At 64.1% G+C, this 17,349-nt stretch carries 15 protein-coding genes; 2 read left to right on the top strand and 13 right to left on the bottom strand.

The features are described from left to right. Window positions 1–119: 119 nt before the first annotated feature. From KY465_RS12630 to KY465_RS12570, 13 genes are all read right to left on the bottom strand, one after another. On the bottom strand, window positions 120–773 hold the full coding sequence (locus KY465_RS12630; protein ID WP_219202058.1) for a protein-L-isoaspartate(D-aspartate) O-methyltransferase: 654 nt from the start codon (window positions 771–773) through the stop codon (window positions 120–122). Window positions 774–777: 4 nt separating this feature from the next. Then, window positions 778–1,542: a 5'/3'-nucleotidase SurE gene (gene surE / locus KY465_RS12625; protein WP_219202057.1), complete on the bottom strand. Its 765-nt coding sequence runs from the start codon at window positions 1,540–1,542 to the stop codon at window positions 778–780. 27 nt (window positions 1,543–1,569) lie between these two features. Beyond that, entirely contained in the window at window positions 1,570–2,853 is a 1,284-nt protein-coding gene (gene serS, locus KY465_RS12620; protein WP_219202056.1) for a serine--tRNA ligase, read from the bottom strand. Window positions 2,854–2,910: 57 nt separating this feature from the next. Beyond that, window positions 2,911–3,732, bottom strand: coding sequence for a twin-arginine translocase subunit TatC (tatC, locus tag KY465_RS12615; protein ID WP_219202055.1), 822 nt, complete (start codon window positions 3,730–3,732; stop codon window positions 2,911–2,913). Then, entirely contained in the window at window positions 3,729–4,535 is an 807-nt protein-coding gene (gene tatB / locus KY465_RS12610) for a Sec-independent protein translocase protein TatB (RefSeq protein WP_219202054.1), read from the bottom strand. Before tatB ends, tatC begins: the two co-directional genes overlap by 4 nt. Before the next feature lie 77 nt (window positions 4,536–4,612). After that, window positions 4,613–4,837 (bottom strand): twin-arginine translocase TatA/TatE family subunit, encoded by a 225-nt coding sequence (locus KY465_RS12605; protein WP_219202053.1) that lies wholly within the window; start codon window positions 4,835–4,837, stop codon window positions 4,613–4,615. A gap of 30 nt (window positions 4,838–4,867) precedes the next feature. Next, window positions 4,868–5,953 (bottom strand): ABC transporter ATP-binding protein, encoded by a 1,086-nt coding sequence (locus KY465_RS12600; RefSeq protein ID WP_219202052.1) that lies wholly within the window; start codon window positions 5,951–5,953, stop codon window positions 4,868–4,870. Between the two features lie 106 nt (window positions 5,954–6,059). Beyond that, window positions 6,060–6,800, bottom strand: coding sequence for an SMC-Scp complex subunit ScpB (scpB, locus tag KY465_RS12595; protein WP_219202051.1), 741 nt, complete (start codon window positions 6,798–6,800; stop codon window positions 6,060–6,062). Next, complete coding sequence (locus tag KY465_RS12590) at window positions 6,797–7,609, bottom strand: segregation and condensation protein A (protein WP_219202738.1); 813 nt, start codon at window positions 7,607–7,609, stop codon at window positions 6,797–6,799. Before KY465_RS12590 ends, scpB begins: the two co-directional genes overlap by 4 nt. Before the next feature lie 103 nt (window positions 7,610–7,712). Beyond that, the gene (gene nagZ, locus KY465_RS12585) at window positions 7,713–8,729 is read right to left on the bottom strand and encodes a beta-N-acetylhexosaminidase (RefSeq protein ID WP_219202050.1); all 1,017 of its coding nucleotides are present in this window, start codon (window positions 8,727–8,729) and stop codon (window positions 7,713–7,715) included. Between the two features lie 125 nt (window positions 8,730–8,854). Next, window positions 8,855–12,805 (bottom strand): SPOR domain-containing protein, encoded by a 3,951-nt coding sequence (locus KY465_RS12580; protein WP_219202049.1) that lies wholly within the window; start codon window positions 12,803–12,805, stop codon window positions 8,855–8,857. Window positions 12,806–12,864: 59 nt separating this feature from the next. After that, window positions 12,865–14,625: an arginine--tRNA ligase gene (gene argS / locus KY465_RS12575; protein ID WP_219202048.1), complete on the bottom strand. Its 1,761-nt coding sequence runs from the start codon at window positions 14,623–14,625 to the stop codon at window positions 12,865–12,867. Window positions 14,626–14,686: 61 nt separating this feature from the next. After that, complete coding sequence (locus KY465_RS12570) at window positions 14,687–15,907, bottom strand: deoxyguanosinetriphosphate triphosphohydrolase (protein WP_219202047.1); 1,221 nt, start codon at window positions 15,905–15,907, stop codon at window positions 14,687–14,689. 243 nt (window positions 15,908–16,150) lie between these two features. Here KY465_RS12570 and erpA point away from each other — a divergent pair, with 243 nt between their 5' ends. Further along, a complete protein-coding gene (gene erpA / locus KY465_RS12565) occupies window positions 16,151–16,486 on the top strand; it encodes an iron-sulfur cluster insertion protein ErpA (protein ID WP_219202046.1) in 336 nt (111 codons plus the stop codon). A gap of 22 nt (window positions 16,487–16,508) precedes the next feature. Next, on the top strand, window positions 16,509–17,291 hold the full coding sequence (xth, locus tag KY465_RS12560) for an exodeoxyribonuclease III (RefSeq protein ID WP_219202045.1): 783 nt from the start codon (window positions 16,509–16,511) through the stop codon (window positions 17,289–17,291). Window positions 17,292–17,349: the final 58 nt, after the last annotated feature.

Genomic DNA, 17,349 nt, shown 5'->3' with positions numbered 1-17,349 from the left:
TACCAACTGGGTTGAATTAAAGCGTGTTAATGTTACCGCTGGGTTAAGCGCCGCGATTTTCTTGCCATAGCCGCAAATCGGCCAACTTCGCCGGCGCGCGAGAAAACGCTCCGATGCCCCTAAAGAGCCGCGGAAACGCCGGGCACGAGCGGCAGATAGGGCGCGGCAAAAAAGTCCTCGCGCTCGAAGCGGTTGCCGATCCGCGTCAGACGCGCCATGCGCACCACGCCGTCCTTGTCGCGCAGCGGCGCCACCATGACGCCCTCGCTCACCAGGAAATCCACGTAGTTGCGCGGCATCGACTCGAAAGCGGCGGTGACGATGATGCGATCGAACGTGCCCTCACCCGGCACGCCCTGCAAACCGTCACCCTGGCGCGCCACCACATTGGCGACGCCCAGATGCTGGTAGCGTTGCTGCGCCAGCGTCGTCAGCGTCCTGTAGCGATCAATGGTCATCACCCGTTCGGCAATGCGTCCCGCCACCCCGGCAAGAAAACCGCTGCCTGTGCCGACATCGAGCACCCGGTGCCCGCTTTTCAAACCGGCCAGATCGAGAATGCGGGCCACCAGGTCCGGGCTTTCCGCGAAGCTGCCGCAATCGAGCGGCATCAGCCGGTTGTCATAGGCTTCCGCCGCGTGCGCCGGCCCGATGAAAAGGCTGCGCGGCGTCTGCTCGAGAGCGGCCAGCAGCCCCGGCTCGCCAATCCCCTGCGAGCGCAGCCGCAACACCAGTGCGGCAAATCCCTCTTTTTCGAGCAGCCGCTGGTTCACCCCGTCAATCCTCGTCGATCGCCTTGGCCAGTGTGTCTTTGAGATCGTGATCGGTCAGATCGAGCTTCAACGGCGTCACCGAGATGCAGTCATTATACAGCGCGCTCAGATCGGTCTCTCCAGCGTCCGGGATGCCGCGCCGCCCGAATTTCAGCCAGTAATAAGGCAGGCCGCGGCCGTCCTCGCGCTCGACAATCTGCAGCGCATGCGTCAGCTGTCCCTGCTGCGTCACCTTGATGCCCTTGACCTTGTCCGGGGCGCAATTGGGGAAATTGATGTTGATCAGCCGGCCTTTCGGGATATCGGCATCAATCAGCTTCTCAAGCAGGTCCGGGCCATGCTCTTCAGCCACTTCCCACGGCACGACGCGGCCTTCGCTCTCCCAGTTATAATGCTGGCTCAGGGCGAAGGAGCGAATGCCGAGCAGCGTACCTTCCATTGCCCCGGCGACAGTGCCGGAATAGGTCACGTCATCGCCGGCATTGAGGCCGGTATTGACCCCTGAAAGCACGATATCGGGCGGACTGTCCATCAGGTTGCGCACCGCCATGATCACGCAGTCGGTCGGCGTGCCGCGCAGCGCATAATGCTGATCGGCCACCTTGCGCAGGCGCAGCGGTTCGGAGAGCGTCAGGGAATGCGCCAGACCGCTCTGGTCCGTTTCCGGCGCAACGATCCAGACATCATCGGACAGCTTGCGGGCAATCTTTTCCAGCACCGCCAGCCCGGGAGCGTGAATGCCGTCGTCATTGGTCAAAAGGATGCGCATAGCGCTCTCTCTCCTTGTCGCCTCGCCTCAGCCGGCGTTCTCGATCCGCGTCACGCCGCCCATATAAGGCTTCAGGACATCCGGTACGGTGATCGATCCGTCGCTGTTGAGATAATTTTCCATCACCGCGATCAGCGCCCGTCCGACCGCAACCCCCGAGCCGTTCAGCGTGGTCAGGAAGCGCGACCCCTTGCCGTCCGGATCGCGGTAGCGGGCATTCATACGCCGCCCCTGGAAGGCGCCGCACAGCGACACCGACGAAATCTCGCGATAGGTCGCCTGCCCCGGCAGCCAGACCTCGAGATCATAGGTTTTTTGTGCCCCGAACCCCATGTCGCCGGTGCACAGCGTCATTACCCGGTAATGCAGGCCGAGCCGCTTGAGCACCTCTTCGGCGCAGGCGGTCATGCGCTCGTGCTCGTCAACCCCATTTGCTTCGTCGACGATCGACACCAGTTCGCACTTGTTGAACTGGTGCTGGCGCAGCATGCCGCGCGTATCGCGCCCGGCCGAACCGGCCTCCGAACGGAAACAGGGTGTCAGGGCCGTGTAGCGCAGCGGCAGATCGCCCGCATCGAGCAATGCACCATTGACCATGTTGGTCAGCGGCACCTCGGCCGTCGGGATCAGCCAGCGCCCATCCGTGGTGCGGAACAGATCCTCATCGAATTTCGGCAATTGCCCGGTGCCGAACAGCGCGTCGTCGCGCACCAGAAGCGGCGGAATGACTTCGGTATAACCATGCTCGCTCGTATGCAGATTGAGCATGAACTGCCCGAGCGCCCGCTCCAGCCGCGCCAGTGGCCCCTTGACGATGGTGAAGCGCGCCCCCGACATGCGGGCCGCCGCCTCGAAATCAAGCCCGCCCAGCGCCTCGCCGATCTCGAAATGCTCACGCGCCGGGAAATCGAAAACAGGCTTTTCGCCGACAGTGCGCTCCTCCCGATTGTCCGCTTCATCGCTGCCCACCGGCACGTCGTCGAGCGGCAGGTTGGGCAGACGCATCAGAAGATCGTTCAGCGCCGCATCGGCGGCACGCGAGGCGTCCTCCGCCTCCTGCATGCGGCCCTTCAGATCCTGCACCTCGGCCTTCAGGGCCTCGGCGCGGTCCTTCTCGCCCTGGCGCATCGCCTGGCCGATCTCCTTGGAGGCGGCATTGCGGCGCGATTGCATGTCCTGCAGCGACTGCACCAGCGCCCGCCGCTTCTCGTCAGCGGCGATCAGCTCCGCTGCCTGCGCGCCGGCGCCGCGTTTCTTCAGCCCGCGGTCGAGCGCCTCGGGATTGTCACGTATCCATTTGATGTCAAGCATAGCGGCGTCCCGGACGGAATGGGGCTTCCGGCCACGGGCAGTGCACCTGCGGCGCGATCAGCCTTCCGGCTGGTCGGTGGAAGCAGCGTCCTCTTCGTTTTCGGCAAGTGCGGCGCGCTTGCGTTCGACGAGTCGGGCGCAATAGATGGCAATCTCGTAAAGAAGGATGGTGGGCAGCGCAAGACCGATCTGGGAGACCGGGTCCGGCGGCGTCAGGATCGCCGCGGCGACGAATGCAATCACGATGGCGTATTTGCGTTTTTCCGCCAGCCCCTTGGCGCTGACAAGCCCGACCCGCGCCATCAGCGTCGTCACCACCGGCAACTGGAAGACCAGTCCGAACGCGAAGATCAGCGTCATGATCAGCCCGAGATATTCCGACACCTTCGGCAGCAGCATGATGCTCGCCTCGCCGGTGCCGCCGGTCTGTTCCATCGACAGGAAGAACCACATCACCATCGGCGTGAAGAAGAAATAGACCAGCGCCGCACCGAGCAGGAACAGGATCGGCGAAGCGATCAGGAACGGCATGAAGGCATGCCGCTCGTTCTTGTAGAGCCCCGGCGCCACGAATTTGTAGATCTGCGCCGCGATCACCGGAAACGCCAGCACCAGACCGCCGAACATGGCGATCTTGATCTGCGTGAAGAAGAACTCCTGCGGCGCCGTATAGATCAGCTCGATGCGCCGGTCCGCCAGCCCGGCCCAGTCCACCGCCCAGGTGAACGGGATGACCAGCAGGTTGAACAGTTCCTTGGCAAAGAAGAAGCAGACGAGAAAGGCAATGAAGAAACCGCCGACCGCCCACATCAGCCGGCCGCGCAGTTCGATCAGATGCTCGATCAGCGGCATCGGCTTGTCGTCGATCTCACCGCTCATGTCTTGTCCTTCGCTGCCCTGGCGGCAGCCGGTTTGCGTGCACTCGCAGCTGATTTCTTAGCTCCCGCGGCGCCGGCGCTGCGCGCCGCCGGCTTGGAAGTGCTCGCTTTCGGCGCGGACTTACCAGTCGCCTTGGTGCCAGACGGTTTGCTTCCAGACGGTTTGGCAGAGGCTGCTGGGGCCGAAGGTCTCGACGTCGTGCTCTTTGCCGCAGATGACTTGGAAGCTGCCGATGTCCCCTGCCCGGCCCGGCCGCCACCGCGCTTTGCAGCCGATGTCTTTGCGGCCGATGTCTTTGCAGCCGGCTTCTTGGCCGGTGACGAGGCGGTAGCGCCGGCCTTTGCGCCGGGTTTCGCCTTTGCCTTGGCCGTCGACGTGGCGCCGCCAGCCGCATCGCTACCGGCGGGGGACGCTTTTTCTTTGTCGGACGGTGCCGGAAACTCAGGGGGGCCGTCCGCCAGCGCAATGCCCGGATCCGGAACCGCCACCGGCGTATCCGACTTGACGCTTTTCTCGAGATCGGCGCGGATGTCCCGGCCGGCCTGTTTGAGCGGATTGACCGCATCGCGGATCTGATTCATCGGGTTGAGCGAGCGGGCGTCGGAAATCGTCTTGCGCACATCGTCCAGCTCCGCATCGCGCAGAGCTTCATCCAGCTGTCCGCGAAAATCGCCAGCCATGGCGCGCAATTTCTTGGTCGTGCGTCCGAACGAGCGCAACATTCCCGGCAGATCCTTCGGACCCACCACGATGATCAGCACGATGGCGACGACCATCAGCTCAGGCCAGCCGATATCGAACATCCAAACCCCTTTCGCCGCAACACTCTGCTGAAGGGCCGGCCAGCCTCGCCCTCAGGCGGAGCATCGCCGGTCCGCAGTCAGACCTTGTCTTTGCGCTCGACCGGGTCAGCCGGCGTGTGCTCGACTGTTTTCGGCTCCTCGGAGGGGGTGTTGTCAGAGCTGTCGTCGTCGGTCATCCCCTTCTTGAAGCTCTTGATGCCCTTGGCGACATCTCCCATCAGTTCGGGAATCTTGCCTCGCCCGAAAAGCAGAAGCACGACCACCAAAACGATGATCCAGTGCCAGATGCTGAAGGAACCCATGCCACTCTCCTGTTCAAAATCTCTGTTGATCTAAGACGTTTGCGCCGAAGATTCAAACACCAATATGTCCTTGTCACTCAGTTCTAGGCTGACTTCGCGCTGCCCCGGCGCAACCTGCCCGGCGCGAACCCGCGCCTGAACCTTGTTGTCACCCTCGGCAATTGCCAGCGTCATGTGCTCCTCGACCCCGAGAAAACGTCGCGCCACGATACGCGCCGGAAGTCCCTGATCGTCATTGCGTATATGCACGCCCGAATGCCGGATGGCCACATCAACCAGCGTTCCATCGCCAAATTGCGGTACCGCAACCGGACCGAGCGGCGTTACCGCCACCGCGCCCGCCACCCGCGCCTGGAAGACATTCAGCTCTGAGAAGAACGCGGCGGCGAAGAGATTGGCCGGCCGGTGATACAAATCCTCGGCCGTGCCGGTCTGAATCAGCTCGCCGCCCCCCAGAAGGGCGATCCGGTCGCCCATGCGCATGGCCTCCTCGGCATCGTGCGTCACGACAATGGCCGTCGCCCGCGCCTCCCGCAAAATCGCAAGCGTCTGCGCCCGCACGGAGTCCTTCAGGCGCGAATCAAGCCCCGAAAACGGCTCGTCCATCAAGAGCACACCCGGACGCGGCGCCAGGGCCCGCGCCAGCGCTACCCGTTGCTGCTCGCCGCCCGACAACAGGTGCGGATAACTCATGCCATGGTGCGCCAGGCCAACCCGGTCGAGCGCCACCATCGCCTCTTCCCGGCCGGCGCGGCGCGACAGCTGCGTCAACCCGAAGCGCACATTGTCGACGATCGTCAGATGCGGAAACAAGGCAAAATCCTGGAACATCAGGCCGATGCCGCGCTGTTCGGGCGGCAGATCCGCCTCGTCGCCGGAGATCTCGCGGTCGTTGAGCACCAGGCGGCCGCTGCTCTGGCGCTCGATTCCCGCCGCGATCCGCAGCAGCGTCGTCTTTCCCGATCCCGACGGTCCGAGCAGGCACAACACTTCCCCCGGCTCGGCGGTCAGCGACACCCCCTTCAAGACGTGGCGCGCGCCGTAATGATGATGGATGTCGGCAAAGGTCAGCCGCGCCGCGAACGTCACGCCGGCCGATCGCCGTCCCCCTGTCATCTGCCGCTGCTGTGCTGCCAAAATCTGCCGACCCGCTACTCAAAAACCCGGTCGCGAGCCATACACCGGATCGTTGCGTGGCGAAACCGCCTGTTGCACGGCATGGCTAATCTTCGCCCTCGTCGCCCCTGGGGCTGAGCAGGCCGAGCTCCTCGAGGTCCATCTGCGTGATTGGATCCTCGTCCTCTGCAAGATCATCATTGGCCGGCGGCTGCGGCATGCTGAAATGCGCAGGAATGCGGCTTGAAAGAAGGCCCGCCCCTTTCAATTCGTCCATGCCGGGCAGATCGCGCACGTCCTCCAGCCCGAAATGATCGAGAAACTCCGCCGTTGTCCCGTAGGTCACCGGACGCCCCGGCGAGCGTCTGCGCCCGCGCATGCGCACCCAGCCGGTTTCAAGGAGCACGTCCAGCGTTCCCTTCGACGTCGCCACGCCGCGGATTTCCTCGATCTCGGCGCGGGTGGTCGGCTGGTGATAGGCAATGATCGCCAGCACCTCGAGGCCGGCGCGCGACAATTTGCGCACCTCGGTCTGCTCATGCCGGATGACGAAGGACAGATCCGCGGCGGTGCGGAACGCCCAGGCGTCGCCGACGCGGATCAGATTGACGCCGCGCGCCGCATAAAAGCGTTCGAGCCTTTGCATCACCGTCGCCACGGAAACCCCGTCCGGCAGCCGTTCGCCGATCAGCTTCTCCGGCACCGGCTCGGCCGACGCAAAGACGATTGCCTCGGCAATGCGCAGGCTCTCCGCATAGACCGGGCTGTCCGGAGCGTCCGAATCAGCCTGCTCTGCAAAAGCAGAATCTGCTGCATCACGCGTTGACGACGGAGTCTGCTCACTCATGCGGATTCACCATTGCCGGCTTCACCATTGCCGGGTTCACCATTGCGGCCGCGCCGCAGATATATCGGCGCAAAGGCAGCGTCCTGGCGCATTTCAAGCTTGCCCTCGCGCACCATTTCCAGCGATGCGGCAAACGAGCTGGCCATCACCGTGTTGCGTTCCTCGGCTTCGCTGAGATAGCGCAGGAGAAACTGGTCGAGCGCCGTCCAGTCGGCAAGGGTGCCAAGCATCCGCGTCAGGATCGTGCGGGCGTCGGTCAGCGACCACACCTGGCGCCGCGCGATCGTCACATGCGACAGACTCTGGCGCTGGCGCTGCGAGGCATAGGCGGTCAACAGATCGTACAGGCTGGCGGAGAATTTCGACCGCCGGTCCACGACCAGCGGCTGCGGCGCACCGCGCGCAAAGACGTCGCGGCCGAGACGGTTTCGGTTGATCAGGCGCGTTGCGGCATCACGCATCGCTTCCAGCCGCTTCAGCCGGAACGCCAGTTGCGCCGCCATCTCCTCGCCGCTCGGCTCGTCACCCTGCGCCTGTTGCGGGATCAGCAGGCGCGACTTCAGATAGGCCAGCCACGCCGCCATCACCAGGTAATCGGCCGCCAGTTCTAGCCGCAATTTGCGGGCCGCTTCGATGAAGGTGAGATATTGTTCGGCCAGCGCCAGAACCGAGATTTTCGCCAGATCGACCTTCTGGGTGCGCGCCAGGTGCAAAAGCAGATCGAGCGGCCCCTCGAAACCCTCGATATCGATGACCAGGGCCGGGTCACTCTGGGTGCGTGAGGTAGCGTCCTCCCACAGCCCGTCCATCGGCAAACCGGAGGCCGGCGCCGGTTTTTTCGCCGGCGTCTGCTCCCATCCGCTGCTGTCCGGCATCTGCCGCCCCGGTGCTGCCACTGGCCGGTCCTTCCCTTCAGGCTGTCGCCATCAATTGCGCGAACGCCTCACGCAGTTCGTCCCCGTCGCTGTCGTCAGGCGTTGAAAATGCTGCCGTCACCGCTTCGGCGCGGCGCAGTGCCTTATCCGCGAGGACAGGCGTTTGCCCCGCAACGGCGCGCATCTCAGCCATATCGCCATTGCAATGCAATACCACGTCGCATCCCGCTGCGAAGATGGCCCGTGTCCGCGCTGCGAAATCACCCGACAGCGCGTTCATCGACACATCGTCGGACATCAGCAGCCCGTCGAAACCGATCTCGCGGCGGATCACCTCGCCGATGACCTTGGATGAAATCGTACCGGGCGCCTCAGCATCGATGGCCGTGTAGATCACATGCGCCGTCATGGCCATCAATTCCGTCCGCAAGGCATGAAACGGCGGGAAATCCACTTCCGCCAGCTCCTCGTGCGTCGCCCTCACGCGCGGCAGTTCGAGATGCGTGTCGGCATCTGCCCGTCCGTGACCGGGGATGTGCTTGATGACCGGCAGCATCCCGCCGGCCTTCAGACCGTCAGCGGCCGCCTTCCCCATCGCCGCCACCACCTCGGGGCGCGTGCCATAGGCGCGGCTTCCGATCACCTCATGGCCGCCGGGCGCCGGCACGTCGAGCACCGGCAGACAGTCGACATTGATGCCGCAGGGCACCAAATCAAAGGCGTGCAGGCGCGACAACAGCCAGGCCGCCCGCAGACCCTTGTCCCGGTCGTTGCCGTACAACGCGCCGAGTTCGGCACCAGCCGGATAATTCGGCGCCAGCGGCGGACGCAGCCGCTGCACCCGTCCGCCTTCCTGGTCGATCAGCACCGGCGCATCCGGTCGCCCGGCACATTCGCGCATCTCGGCGGTCAGGTCTGCAATCTGCGCTTTTTCGACAATGTTGCGGCCGAACAGGATGAAGCCCCAGGGTCGTTCATCCCGGAAGAACGCCTTTTCATCGGCGCTCAGCTGCGGTCCCATGCTTCCGAAAATGACAGCCTTTGATTCGCTCATATGCAAATCATAGCCCATCGCCCGCAACTCCCCGAGCGCCCAGAGGGCTCACAGCGCCATCAAGAGGCGCAATCCACAGCTGCGGGCCTTGTCGGCGGGTGGGCGGCCTGTGACAGCGCCTTCAATCAGCGCGTCACGAAGCAGCTGCCGCCGGCGCTCTTGTAGCGCGAGCACAGGCGATTGGCATCATCACGGCTGCCGCCGGGAATGCGCACACGGTGATAAATGCCCTTGCCGGGGATATCGGCACGCTGATAGTCGACGCCGCGATTGCCGATGATGCCGGCGTAGCGCTGCGACAGGCTGGCATAGGTGGCCTCGGCGGCATCGCGGCTCGGTTGCGATGCGATCTGCACATAGTAGCCGCCGGGATTGACAACCGCCGGCGCCGAAACCGTCTGGGCGGGCTCCGTGGCCTGGCCATTGCCGGCGACCCGGCCGACAACATTAACCGGCTGATCGGCGGGGCGGCTTTCCGGCACCGGCGCCGTGAATGTCGTCGCCGGCGGCGTTGCGGCAGCCGTTTCCGTCACCGGCGCAACCGGCTCGGCGGTTTGTGTCTCGTCCGTGGGCGCTGCCGCCAGATCCGCCAGGGCCGCATCCGATGCGGCCACGGCGCCCTCGCCGGGCGCCTCGTCGGTTGCCGCTGCGTCGGGCTCGGCAGCCGCGGAATCCACCGCTGCATTTGCCGGTGCAGTGTTCTCCGTCACCGGCGCGGCCGGACGCGTCGCTGCCGGCGTGGCGTCCGCGGTCTGCGCGGCTTCCTCGCCGGCGGCAGGGGCCGGATCGCTCGCCGCGCTGGCAGCCGGAACGGGGTCTTCCTCGCGCGGCACGATGGTGCCATCGGGCCGGACGATCATTGTCTTCACACGGCGCGGCGCCAAAAGGGTGCCGCTCGCCGCACTGTCACTTGCAGGTTCCGCCGTATCGGCCTCGGTCAGCCGGTCCTCATCCTTTTCCGCGCGCCCCTCGAGCGGCAACGCGTCCGCCGGCAGCACATCCGGTTCCAGCGTCCGCTGCACCACATCCACCGGTTCTTCGGCGCTCTCCACCAGCCGTTCCTGGCTCGGGGCGCCATCGGTCTGGCCGGCCACCTGCTCGTAAACGGCCTTGTCCTGGTTGGGAACGGTTGTTCCGCCGGGATCCTGCGGTGCGACCTTGACCGGATCCTTGTCGGCACGAATGATCTGCGGACCGCCCTCGCCGTCTCCCTCGCCGGAGAGATAGTTCCAGGCGATGGCAACGCCGCCGAACAACACCGCCACGCCGAGCACCACGCCCGCCGCCAGCGGCCCGCGCTTCGAGCTGGCGCCGGCGCCACGCGCCGCCGGTTGAACCGCGACCGCTTCTGCTGCATCGGCATCGACCGGCACCGGGCGCGGCCGAACATTGCTGGCAGCCGCCTCCCCGTCCTTGTCGTCGAGCGTCGCGGCCAGCGCCGTGTAATCGGGATCGTCAAGAGCGGCAGCGCCGGCCACCGGCATGATTGCGGCGGCCTTGGACGCATCGGACCCGACGGCAAAATCCTTCTCGGTCTCGCTTTCCACCAGACGGGCAAATTCCCGGTCCAGTTCGCTGTCAAACGCGTCGCCGGAAAGCTCGCCTGCTTCCGGCTCGTCGATCGGCAGCGTCGGAACATCGATCTCGCCGGTCAGCTCCGGCTCGCCGCCGGTTTCCCCGATATCCCTGGCATCGAAGACATCAAGGCCGGGTGTCGCGCCTTCCGACGGTGATGACTCCGACACTGCCTCCGCCGATGACGGCTCGGGCTCAGCGTCGCTGCTGGGGTGCGAATGCAGCCAGTCGACATTGGAAAACAGCGCGTCTTCAGGATCGGTGTCGCTAACGGAAGCCGCCTCGGAAGACGCCGCCACATCCTCTGCCCGAGCCTCCTGGTCGCCAGCCGTTGAGGGGGCCAGCGGCAGGGCCGCATCCGCAGTGACGGCCGCAGTGTCGCCCGCAGTCTCACCGATCACCGGCTGCTGCGGAAAGAATCCGTCAAACGCGGCGGCGCTGGCCGCGGCTGCCGCCACACCGGGCGTCGAAACGTCCTCGCGGGGCGTCTCGGTGCTGTCTTCCTTGGAAGCAGCCTCGATTTCCGGCGCCTCGGTCAGTTCCGCGTCAAACTCCGAAGTATCGAATTCCGTGGCGTCGATCTGCCCCGGGTCAAACTGCTCTGTATCCAGCTGGGCCCGTTCGACAGCCGGAGCCGTCGCGTCGGCGTGAGTCGTAAGCTCCGCATCGCCGGCGTCAGGGAAAACCGAGGGCGCATGATTGTCATTGCCCCCGACCGTGGTCGCGCCGGCGCGCCAGTCTTCCGGCTCGGACGAGGTGGCAGCACCGCCCTGCCCGGGCTCAGCATCCGGCTCGGCATCCAGCTCGGAATCCGTGGTCTCAAGGGCGTCGGTGGTCTCGAGGGAATCCGTGGTCTCGAGAAACTCCGCGGCCGGATCGTCGAACTCCACCTCGAGTTCATCAAACTCCGCTTCGAGCTCATCGAACATCGGATCGGTGTCGGCAGGCGCCATGACCGGCGCATCCACGTCGTCACCGGCAGCGCCATCCGGGACATCATCGTCCGGCGCGAAATCAAGGGGCTCGGCCTGTAAACCGTCCGGATCGATCTCATCCGTCACGCCATCGCCGAACAGCTGCGCATCCACCTCGTCCCCGAGCACAGGGACCGGCGAGTCGGAGCCGGCTTCACCGTGCATCGCAACGACCTCAGGCGCGGCATCGCTCCCCGCCGCCGCATCTTCCAGCCCCGGGCCGAGCGCCAAGCTGCTGGCAATCTCGCCGGCTTCCGGCAGATCGAACTGCGACATCTCGGCGAAGATATCGTCATGATCATTGGCCATTGCCGCATCGTGATCATTGGCCATTGCCACATTGTGATCATTGGCCATTGCCACTTCGTCCGAACCGGCAAGATCGGTCTCGTCCGGCAGGACGTGCGCAATCTCCGGATCTGCGTCCGAGCCCGTTTCGCCAGTTTCGAAACCGGGGTCAGGGTCGGCCTCATCGGAGACAGACCATTCCTCCTGCGGCGTGCTGTCGGACGCAGGCGCCGGCTCGCTGTCGGCAGAAAGCTCGACCGTGTCAGCCTCGGAGGCCACAACGTCTTCTTCCGCGGCCCAGTCATTGCCGACCCAGTCTCCATCAAATTCATCATCCGCGGCGACGCTCTCACCGGATCCGACGCCGAGATCGGCTGCGGCGGCATCCTCGGCCATCAGATCCGAAACGGATTCATCGATCACGTCCTGCGATATCGCCAACTCGCTTTCAAGCGCCGCGAACAGCTCGTCCTCGGCCAGCAGGGAGTCGGCATCGCTCAGGAAAGCACTGTCCGCTTCGTCATCCACACCGACGGATTCAGGGTCCTGAACCGCATCTTCGGCGGACCCATCCGGGCCATCGGTGAAGTTTGTGAAATTATTATCCGCCACGACATTAACGCTGTCGTCGAGAAGTTCCGGCTGCCATACGTCACCCTCGGCCTCGACGGCCGGCTCTTCAGCGCCTCCGGCGCCTTGCAAAGCCTCAGCTTCGATGGCGGGCGTAAACTCAGGGAGCGCATCCGGCTCGGCAGCGAGATCACTCGCGCCATTCTGCGGATCGTGCGTGGAGAGATCCTCTTCCGGCTCCACATCGCCGAGTGTGGGCGGCAAGGCAGAGGCATCGGGCGCCGCAGCAAGGGCCTGATCACCCTGATCACCGGACAGATCATGGTCCGGCTCCACGTCGCCGAGCGTCTGCGGCAGGTCCTGCGGCTCCGCCGGCGCCTCGGTCAGCGCGGGATCGTCTGATGCAGCCATACCGTCGCCCTCAGGCTCGGTCAGATCGTCGGAAACGGCGGGATCGTCCTCTCCGGCTTCGAACTCGGCGAGCAGCTCGGCTTCGAGATCGATGCCCTCTTCTTCCGATGTGGCTGGGCTATCGGCTGACGCCGGCGCGGGCTGCGCCTTCGCCGGCGGCTGATCAAATCCGATAATGCGCGCCAGCTCCGCCAACGGATCGTCGTCGGGCAACTGATCGCCGGTTTTGCTGCTGTTTTCGTCGAATCGATCTGCCATTTGCACTCACATACACAACCAGGGCGTTCCTGCCAGAGCATTGTGAGGAAATGGTGGCGTTAGCGCATTTCCTCGGGCGCGTCCGTACCGGTGATCTGCAGTCCGGCTTTAAGGACTGAAGCAACGGCATAGACCAGGCCCATCCTGGCGATGGTGAATTCTCTGTTTTTATCGTTAACAAACCGTAATTCAGGCACATCACGGCCTTTGTTCCAGTGGGAATGCAGCGCATTGGCCAACTCGTACAGGTAGAAAGCCACGCGGTGCGGCTCGTGCCCGTGCGCCGCTGCCTCGATCATGCGCGGGAATTCCGCGACCTTGCCGATCAGCGCCAGTTCGCTCGCATCGCGCAGCGGTGTCAGATCGGCGTTCGCCAAAGCTTCGCCGCTCAGATCGAGATCCGGGAACATCTCTTTCGCCTGTCGGAACACGGAATGGCACCGCGCATGCGCATATTGCACGTAAAACACCGGATTGTCTTTGGATTGCTCCGTCACCTTGGCGAAATCGAAATCCAGCGGCTCGGAGCTCTTGCGGTAAAGCATCATGAAGCGCACCGAGCCGGACCCGACCTCGTCGACGACTTCGCGCAAGGTCACGAACTCGCCGGAGCGCTTCGACATCCGCACCGGTTCACCGTCGCGGTACAGCTTGACCAGCTGACATAGCAGCACCGTCAGCTGCACCTTGTCGCCGGACACCGCCCGCGCCACAGCTTCCAGCCGCTTGACGTAGCCGCCATGATCCGCGCCGAGCACATAGATCATCTCGTCATAGCCACGCGCGAACTTGTCGTAGAAATAGGCCACGTCAGCCGCGAAATAGGTATAGGTGCCATCCGACTTGATCAGCGGGCGGTCAATATCGTCACCCACTTCGGTCGAGCGAAACAGCGTCTGGTCGCGGTCTTCCCAATCCTCCGGCAACTGGCCCTTCGGCGGAGGCAATTTGCCCTTGTAGACATGCCCCTGATAGGTCAGCTCGTTGATCGCCTTGCGGATCGCCTTCTCGCCATCGGCGTGCAGGAGCTGCTCCGAGAAGAAGATGTCATGCTTGACGTTCAGGGCGGCCAGATCGCTGCGGATCATCGCCATCATCATCGCAATCGTGCGATCCCGCAAAATCGCATCGCGCTCGTCGTCGTCCATGCTGAGCAGCCGGTCACCGAACTCGGCTTTCAGCGCTTCGCCGACCGGCACTAGATAATCGCCCGGATACAGGCCGGACGGGATCTCGCCGATCGTCTCTCCCAGCGCTTCGCGATAGCGCAGCATCACCGAGCGTGTCAGCACATCGATCTGCACGCCGGCATCGTTGATGTAGTATTCCTTGTCGACCTTGTAGCCGGCAAAGGCCAGAAGATTGGCCAGGGCATCGCCGACTACGGCGCCGCGGCAATGCCCGACATGCATCGGTCCGGTCGGATTGGCCGAGACATATTCGACATTCACCTTGCGCCCGGCGCCAAGTTCGGAGCGGCCGTAATCGCTTCCCTGCCGGCAGACCTCGGCCGTCAGGCGCTGCCAATAGGCGGGCGCCAGCCGGAAATTGAGAAAGCCCGGCCCGGCAACGCTGGTCTCCGCCACGTCCGCATCATCGGCAAATTGTGCCGCGATCGCTTCTGCCAGAGCCCGCGGGTTGGACTTCAGCGGCTTGGCCAGCACCATCGCGGCATTGGTCGAGATGTCGCCATGCGCACTGTCGCGCGGCGGCTCCACCGTCAGGCGGTCGAAATTGCAGGCAGCATCATTTTCGCGAACGACATCAAGCGCTTCGATGGCAGAATTGATTCGTTTTTGGAAATCCCTGAAAAGATTCATGAGGTCATGTCCGGAAATTAAACGACCCTCGCCGCGAGGGTCGCCGTCAATTGCGCGCTGCCTAACGCAAATCAGGGGTGTGGTCAAACAACCGCCGGTGCGCGGCAAGCGCATAGGTATCGGTCATGCCCGCCAGGTAATCGCAGACCAGCCGGCGGCGACTTTGCGCGCTCAAACGTTTCGCATCGGGAGCCTGCCGCGCCTCGCCCATCAATCCAGGATCTTGCATATAGGCGTGAAACAGGTCCTCGACGATTGCGCTGGCCTGGGCGCGCACCCGCATGACGTCGGGGTGGCGATACAGGTTGGTGTAGAGGAAATCCTTGATCTCCTTCTCGGCGGCGGCCATGGCTTCGCTGAACTGGATCAGCGGACGCCCGGCATGCCGCACCGCGTCGGCCGAATCCGGGCGTACCTCGTCGAGATTGGCAAGAGCAGTGGCAATCACGTCCTCGACCATCACCGTGATCTGCCGCCGCGTGATCTCATGCACCAGCCGCGCCTCTTCGAGCCCGGGATAAGCGTCGCGAACACTGCGTATGAAGCCCGACAACAGCGGCAAATCCTCGAGCATCTCCACCGACAGCAATCCCGACCGCAACCCGTCATCGATGTCATGCGTGTCATAGGCAATGTCATCGGCAATCGCCGCCGCCTGGGCTTCAAGGCTGGCATGGCTCGACAACCACAGATCCTGTTGAAGATTGTAATCGCGGATCGGCGCCGGCACCGGTTTTCCGGAAAGAGCCGTGCCGTCGGCCGACAGCAGCGGCCCATTGTGCTTGACCAGTCCCTCCAGCGTTTCCCAGGTGAGATTGAGGCCGTCATAGGCGGCATACCGCGCTTCCAGACGCGTCACGATCGCCAGCGACTGGGCGTTGTGATCAAACCCGCCATCATCGCTGAGCAGCGCATTGAGCACATCCTCGCCGGTGTGCCCGAACGGCGTGTGGCCGAAATCGTGAACCAGCGCCACGCCCTCGGCCAGGTCCTCGTCCAGCCGCAGGGCCCGCGCCAGCGCGCGGGCGATCTGCGCCACCTCGATCGTATGCGTCAGCCGCGTGCGGTAATGGTCGCCCTCATGCGCAACGAAAACCTGCGTCTTGTGCTTGAGCCGGCGAAACGCTGTCGAGTGGATGATGCGGTCGCGATCGCGCTGAAATTCCGAGCGCGTCAGGCTTGCCTTTTCCGGATGCAGGCGCCCGCGGCTTCTTGCTGAATCGCAGGCATAGGGCGCGCGCGCGCCATTGCCAAACCCCAGTCTGCCGCGGTCAAGCTGCATGCCATTGTCCGTCCCGTTGGCTGCCCCGGTATCACGCCGTCAGGCAAGCGCGGCATCCGTGCGGTGCGCCGACCAACTTCCGGGTCACCTGCCGGTCACCTGCCGGTCAACTGCCGGTCACCCGCCGATCACCCGCCGATCACCCGCCGATCACCCATTGACGCCCGTCCCCCGCCTTCATACCTATGATGAACACGAATTCAAAGACGACATTGCCCGCTTTGCGCTGGCAAGGAGCAAACGATGAGCGAACAGACGTCCGTGACCATCACCGAATCCGCCGCCCGGCGCATTGCCCAGATCCTCGCCTCCGAGGAGGGCAAGACCGCTTTGCGCGTCTCCGTCGAAGGCGGCGGCTGTTCCGGCTTTTCCTACAAGTTCGACCTCGCCGAAGCACCGGTCGGCGACGATGTCGTGCTTGAACGCGACGCGGCCCGCGTCATCATCGACCAGATGTCGCTGCTTTACATGGGGGGCTCGGAAATCGATTTCGTCGATGATCTGATGGGCCAGTCCTTCCAGATCCGCAATCCGAATGCTGTTGCCGCCTGCGGTTGCGGCACCAGCTTCTCCATCTGACATCGCAGGATCTGCGCGCTTTATGAAAATCGCCACATGGAACATCAATGGCGTCAAGGCGCGCATCGACAACCTCGTCGCCTGGCTGAAGGAAAGCGATCCTGACATCGCCTGCCTGCAGGAGTTGAAATCAAGCGACGAAACGGTTCCGCGACAACCGCTTGAGGACCTCGGCTACCATGTGGAAACCCATGGCCAGAAGGGGTTCAACGGCGTCGCTATCCTGTCCAAGATCAGTCCCGACGAAGTGATGCGCGGCCTGCCGGGCGATGATGAGGATGAGCATTCCCGCTACATTGAGGCGGTGTTTTCAACCGCCAGCGGCGTGCTGCGCGTCGGGTGCCTCTATTTGCCCAATGGCAATCCGGTCGACAGCCCGAAATATCCTTACAAGCTGCGCTGGATGGATCGCCTGCAGCGGCATGCCATCGATCGCCTGGCCCTGGAAGAGCCGCTGGTGTTCGCCGGCGACTACAACGTCATTCCCGAGCCGGTCGATGCCCGCAATCCCAAGGTGTGGGAGGGCGATGCACTGTTCTTGCCCGAAACCCGCGCCGCTTTCCGCCGGTTTGAGAATCTCGGTCTGACCGACGCCCTGCGCGCCGTCAGCACCGACAGCGATCTCTACACCTTCTGGGACTACCAGGCCGGCGCCTGGCAGAAGAACAACGGCATCCGCATCGACCATCTGATGCTGTCGCCGGAAGCTGCCGACCGTCTGCGCTCCGCCGATGTCGAAAAGCATGTTCGCGCCTGGGAAAAACCCTCCGACCACGTCCCGGTGGTCATTGACCTCGATCTCTAGCTGACCCGCAGCACAGCGGTCGGCCCCCGGCGCTGCTTGCCTTTTTGCTGAGCGAGGC

This window comes from Neohoeflea coraliihabitans, from assembly GCF_019334345.1.
GTDB lineage: Bacteria > Pseudomonadota > Alphaproteobacteria > Rhizobiales > Rhizobiaceae > Pseudohoeflea > Pseudohoeflea coraliihabitans.
The sequence above is the reverse complement of the archived record's forward strand: the minus strand, read 5'-3'. Positions and strand labels throughout refer to the sequence as shown.

Excerpts from the sequence above, each read along its gene's own strand:
- surE (WP_219202057.1), bottom strand. The coding sequence starts at position 1,542 with ATGCGCATCCTTTTGACCAATGACGACGGCATTCACGCTCCCGGGCTG.
- xth (WP_219202045.1), top strand. The coding sequence starts at position 16,509 with ATGAAAATCGCCACATGGAACATCAATGGCGTCAAGGCGCGCATCGAC.
- KY465_RS12605 (WP_219202053.1), bottom strand. The coding sequence starts at position 4,837 with ATGGGTTCCTTCAGCATCTGGCACTGGATCATCGTTTTGGTGGTCGTG.
- tatC (WP_219202055.1), bottom strand. The coding sequence starts at position 3,732 with ATGAGCGGTGAGATCGACGACAAGCCGATGCCGCTGATCGAGCATCTG.
- serS (WP_219202056.1), bottom strand. The coding sequence starts at position 2,853 with ATGCTTGACATCAAATGGATACGTGACAATCCCGAGGCGCTCGACCGC.
- KY465_RS12580 (WP_219202049.1), bottom strand. The coding sequence starts at position 12,805 with ATGGCAGATCGATTCGACGAAAACAGCAGCAAAACCGGCGATCAGTTG.
- KY465_RS12570 (WP_219202047.1), bottom strand. The coding sequence starts at position 15,907 with ATGCAGCTTGACCGCGGCAGACTGGGGTTTGGCAATGGCGCGCGCGCG.
- tatB (WP_219202054.1), bottom strand. The coding sequence starts at position 4,535 with ATGTTCGATATCGGCTGGCCTGAGCTGATGGTCGTCGCCATCGTGCTG.
- scpB (WP_219202051.1), bottom strand. The coding sequence starts at position 6,800 with ATGAGTGAGCAGACTCCGTCGTCAACGCGTGATGCAGCAGATTCTGCT.
- KY465_RS12590 (WP_219202738.1), bottom strand. The coding sequence starts at position 7,609 with ATGGACGGGCTGTGGGAGGACGCTACCTCACGCACCCAGAGTGACCCG.
- nagZ (WP_219202050.1), bottom strand. The coding sequence starts at position 8,729 with ATGAGCGAATCAAAGGCTGTCATTTTCGGAAGCATGGGACCGCAGCTG.
- erpA (WP_219202046.1), top strand. The coding sequence starts at position 16,151 with ATGAGCGAACAGACGTCCGTGACCATCACCGAATCCGCCGCCCGGCGC.
- argS (WP_219202048.1), bottom strand. The coding sequence starts at position 14,625 with ATGAATCTTTTCAGGGATTTCCAAAAACGAATCAATTCTGCCATCGAA.
- KY465_RS12600 (WP_219202052.1), bottom strand. The coding sequence starts at position 5,953 with ATGACAGGGGGACGGCGATCGGCCGGCGTGACGTTCGCGGCGCGGCTG.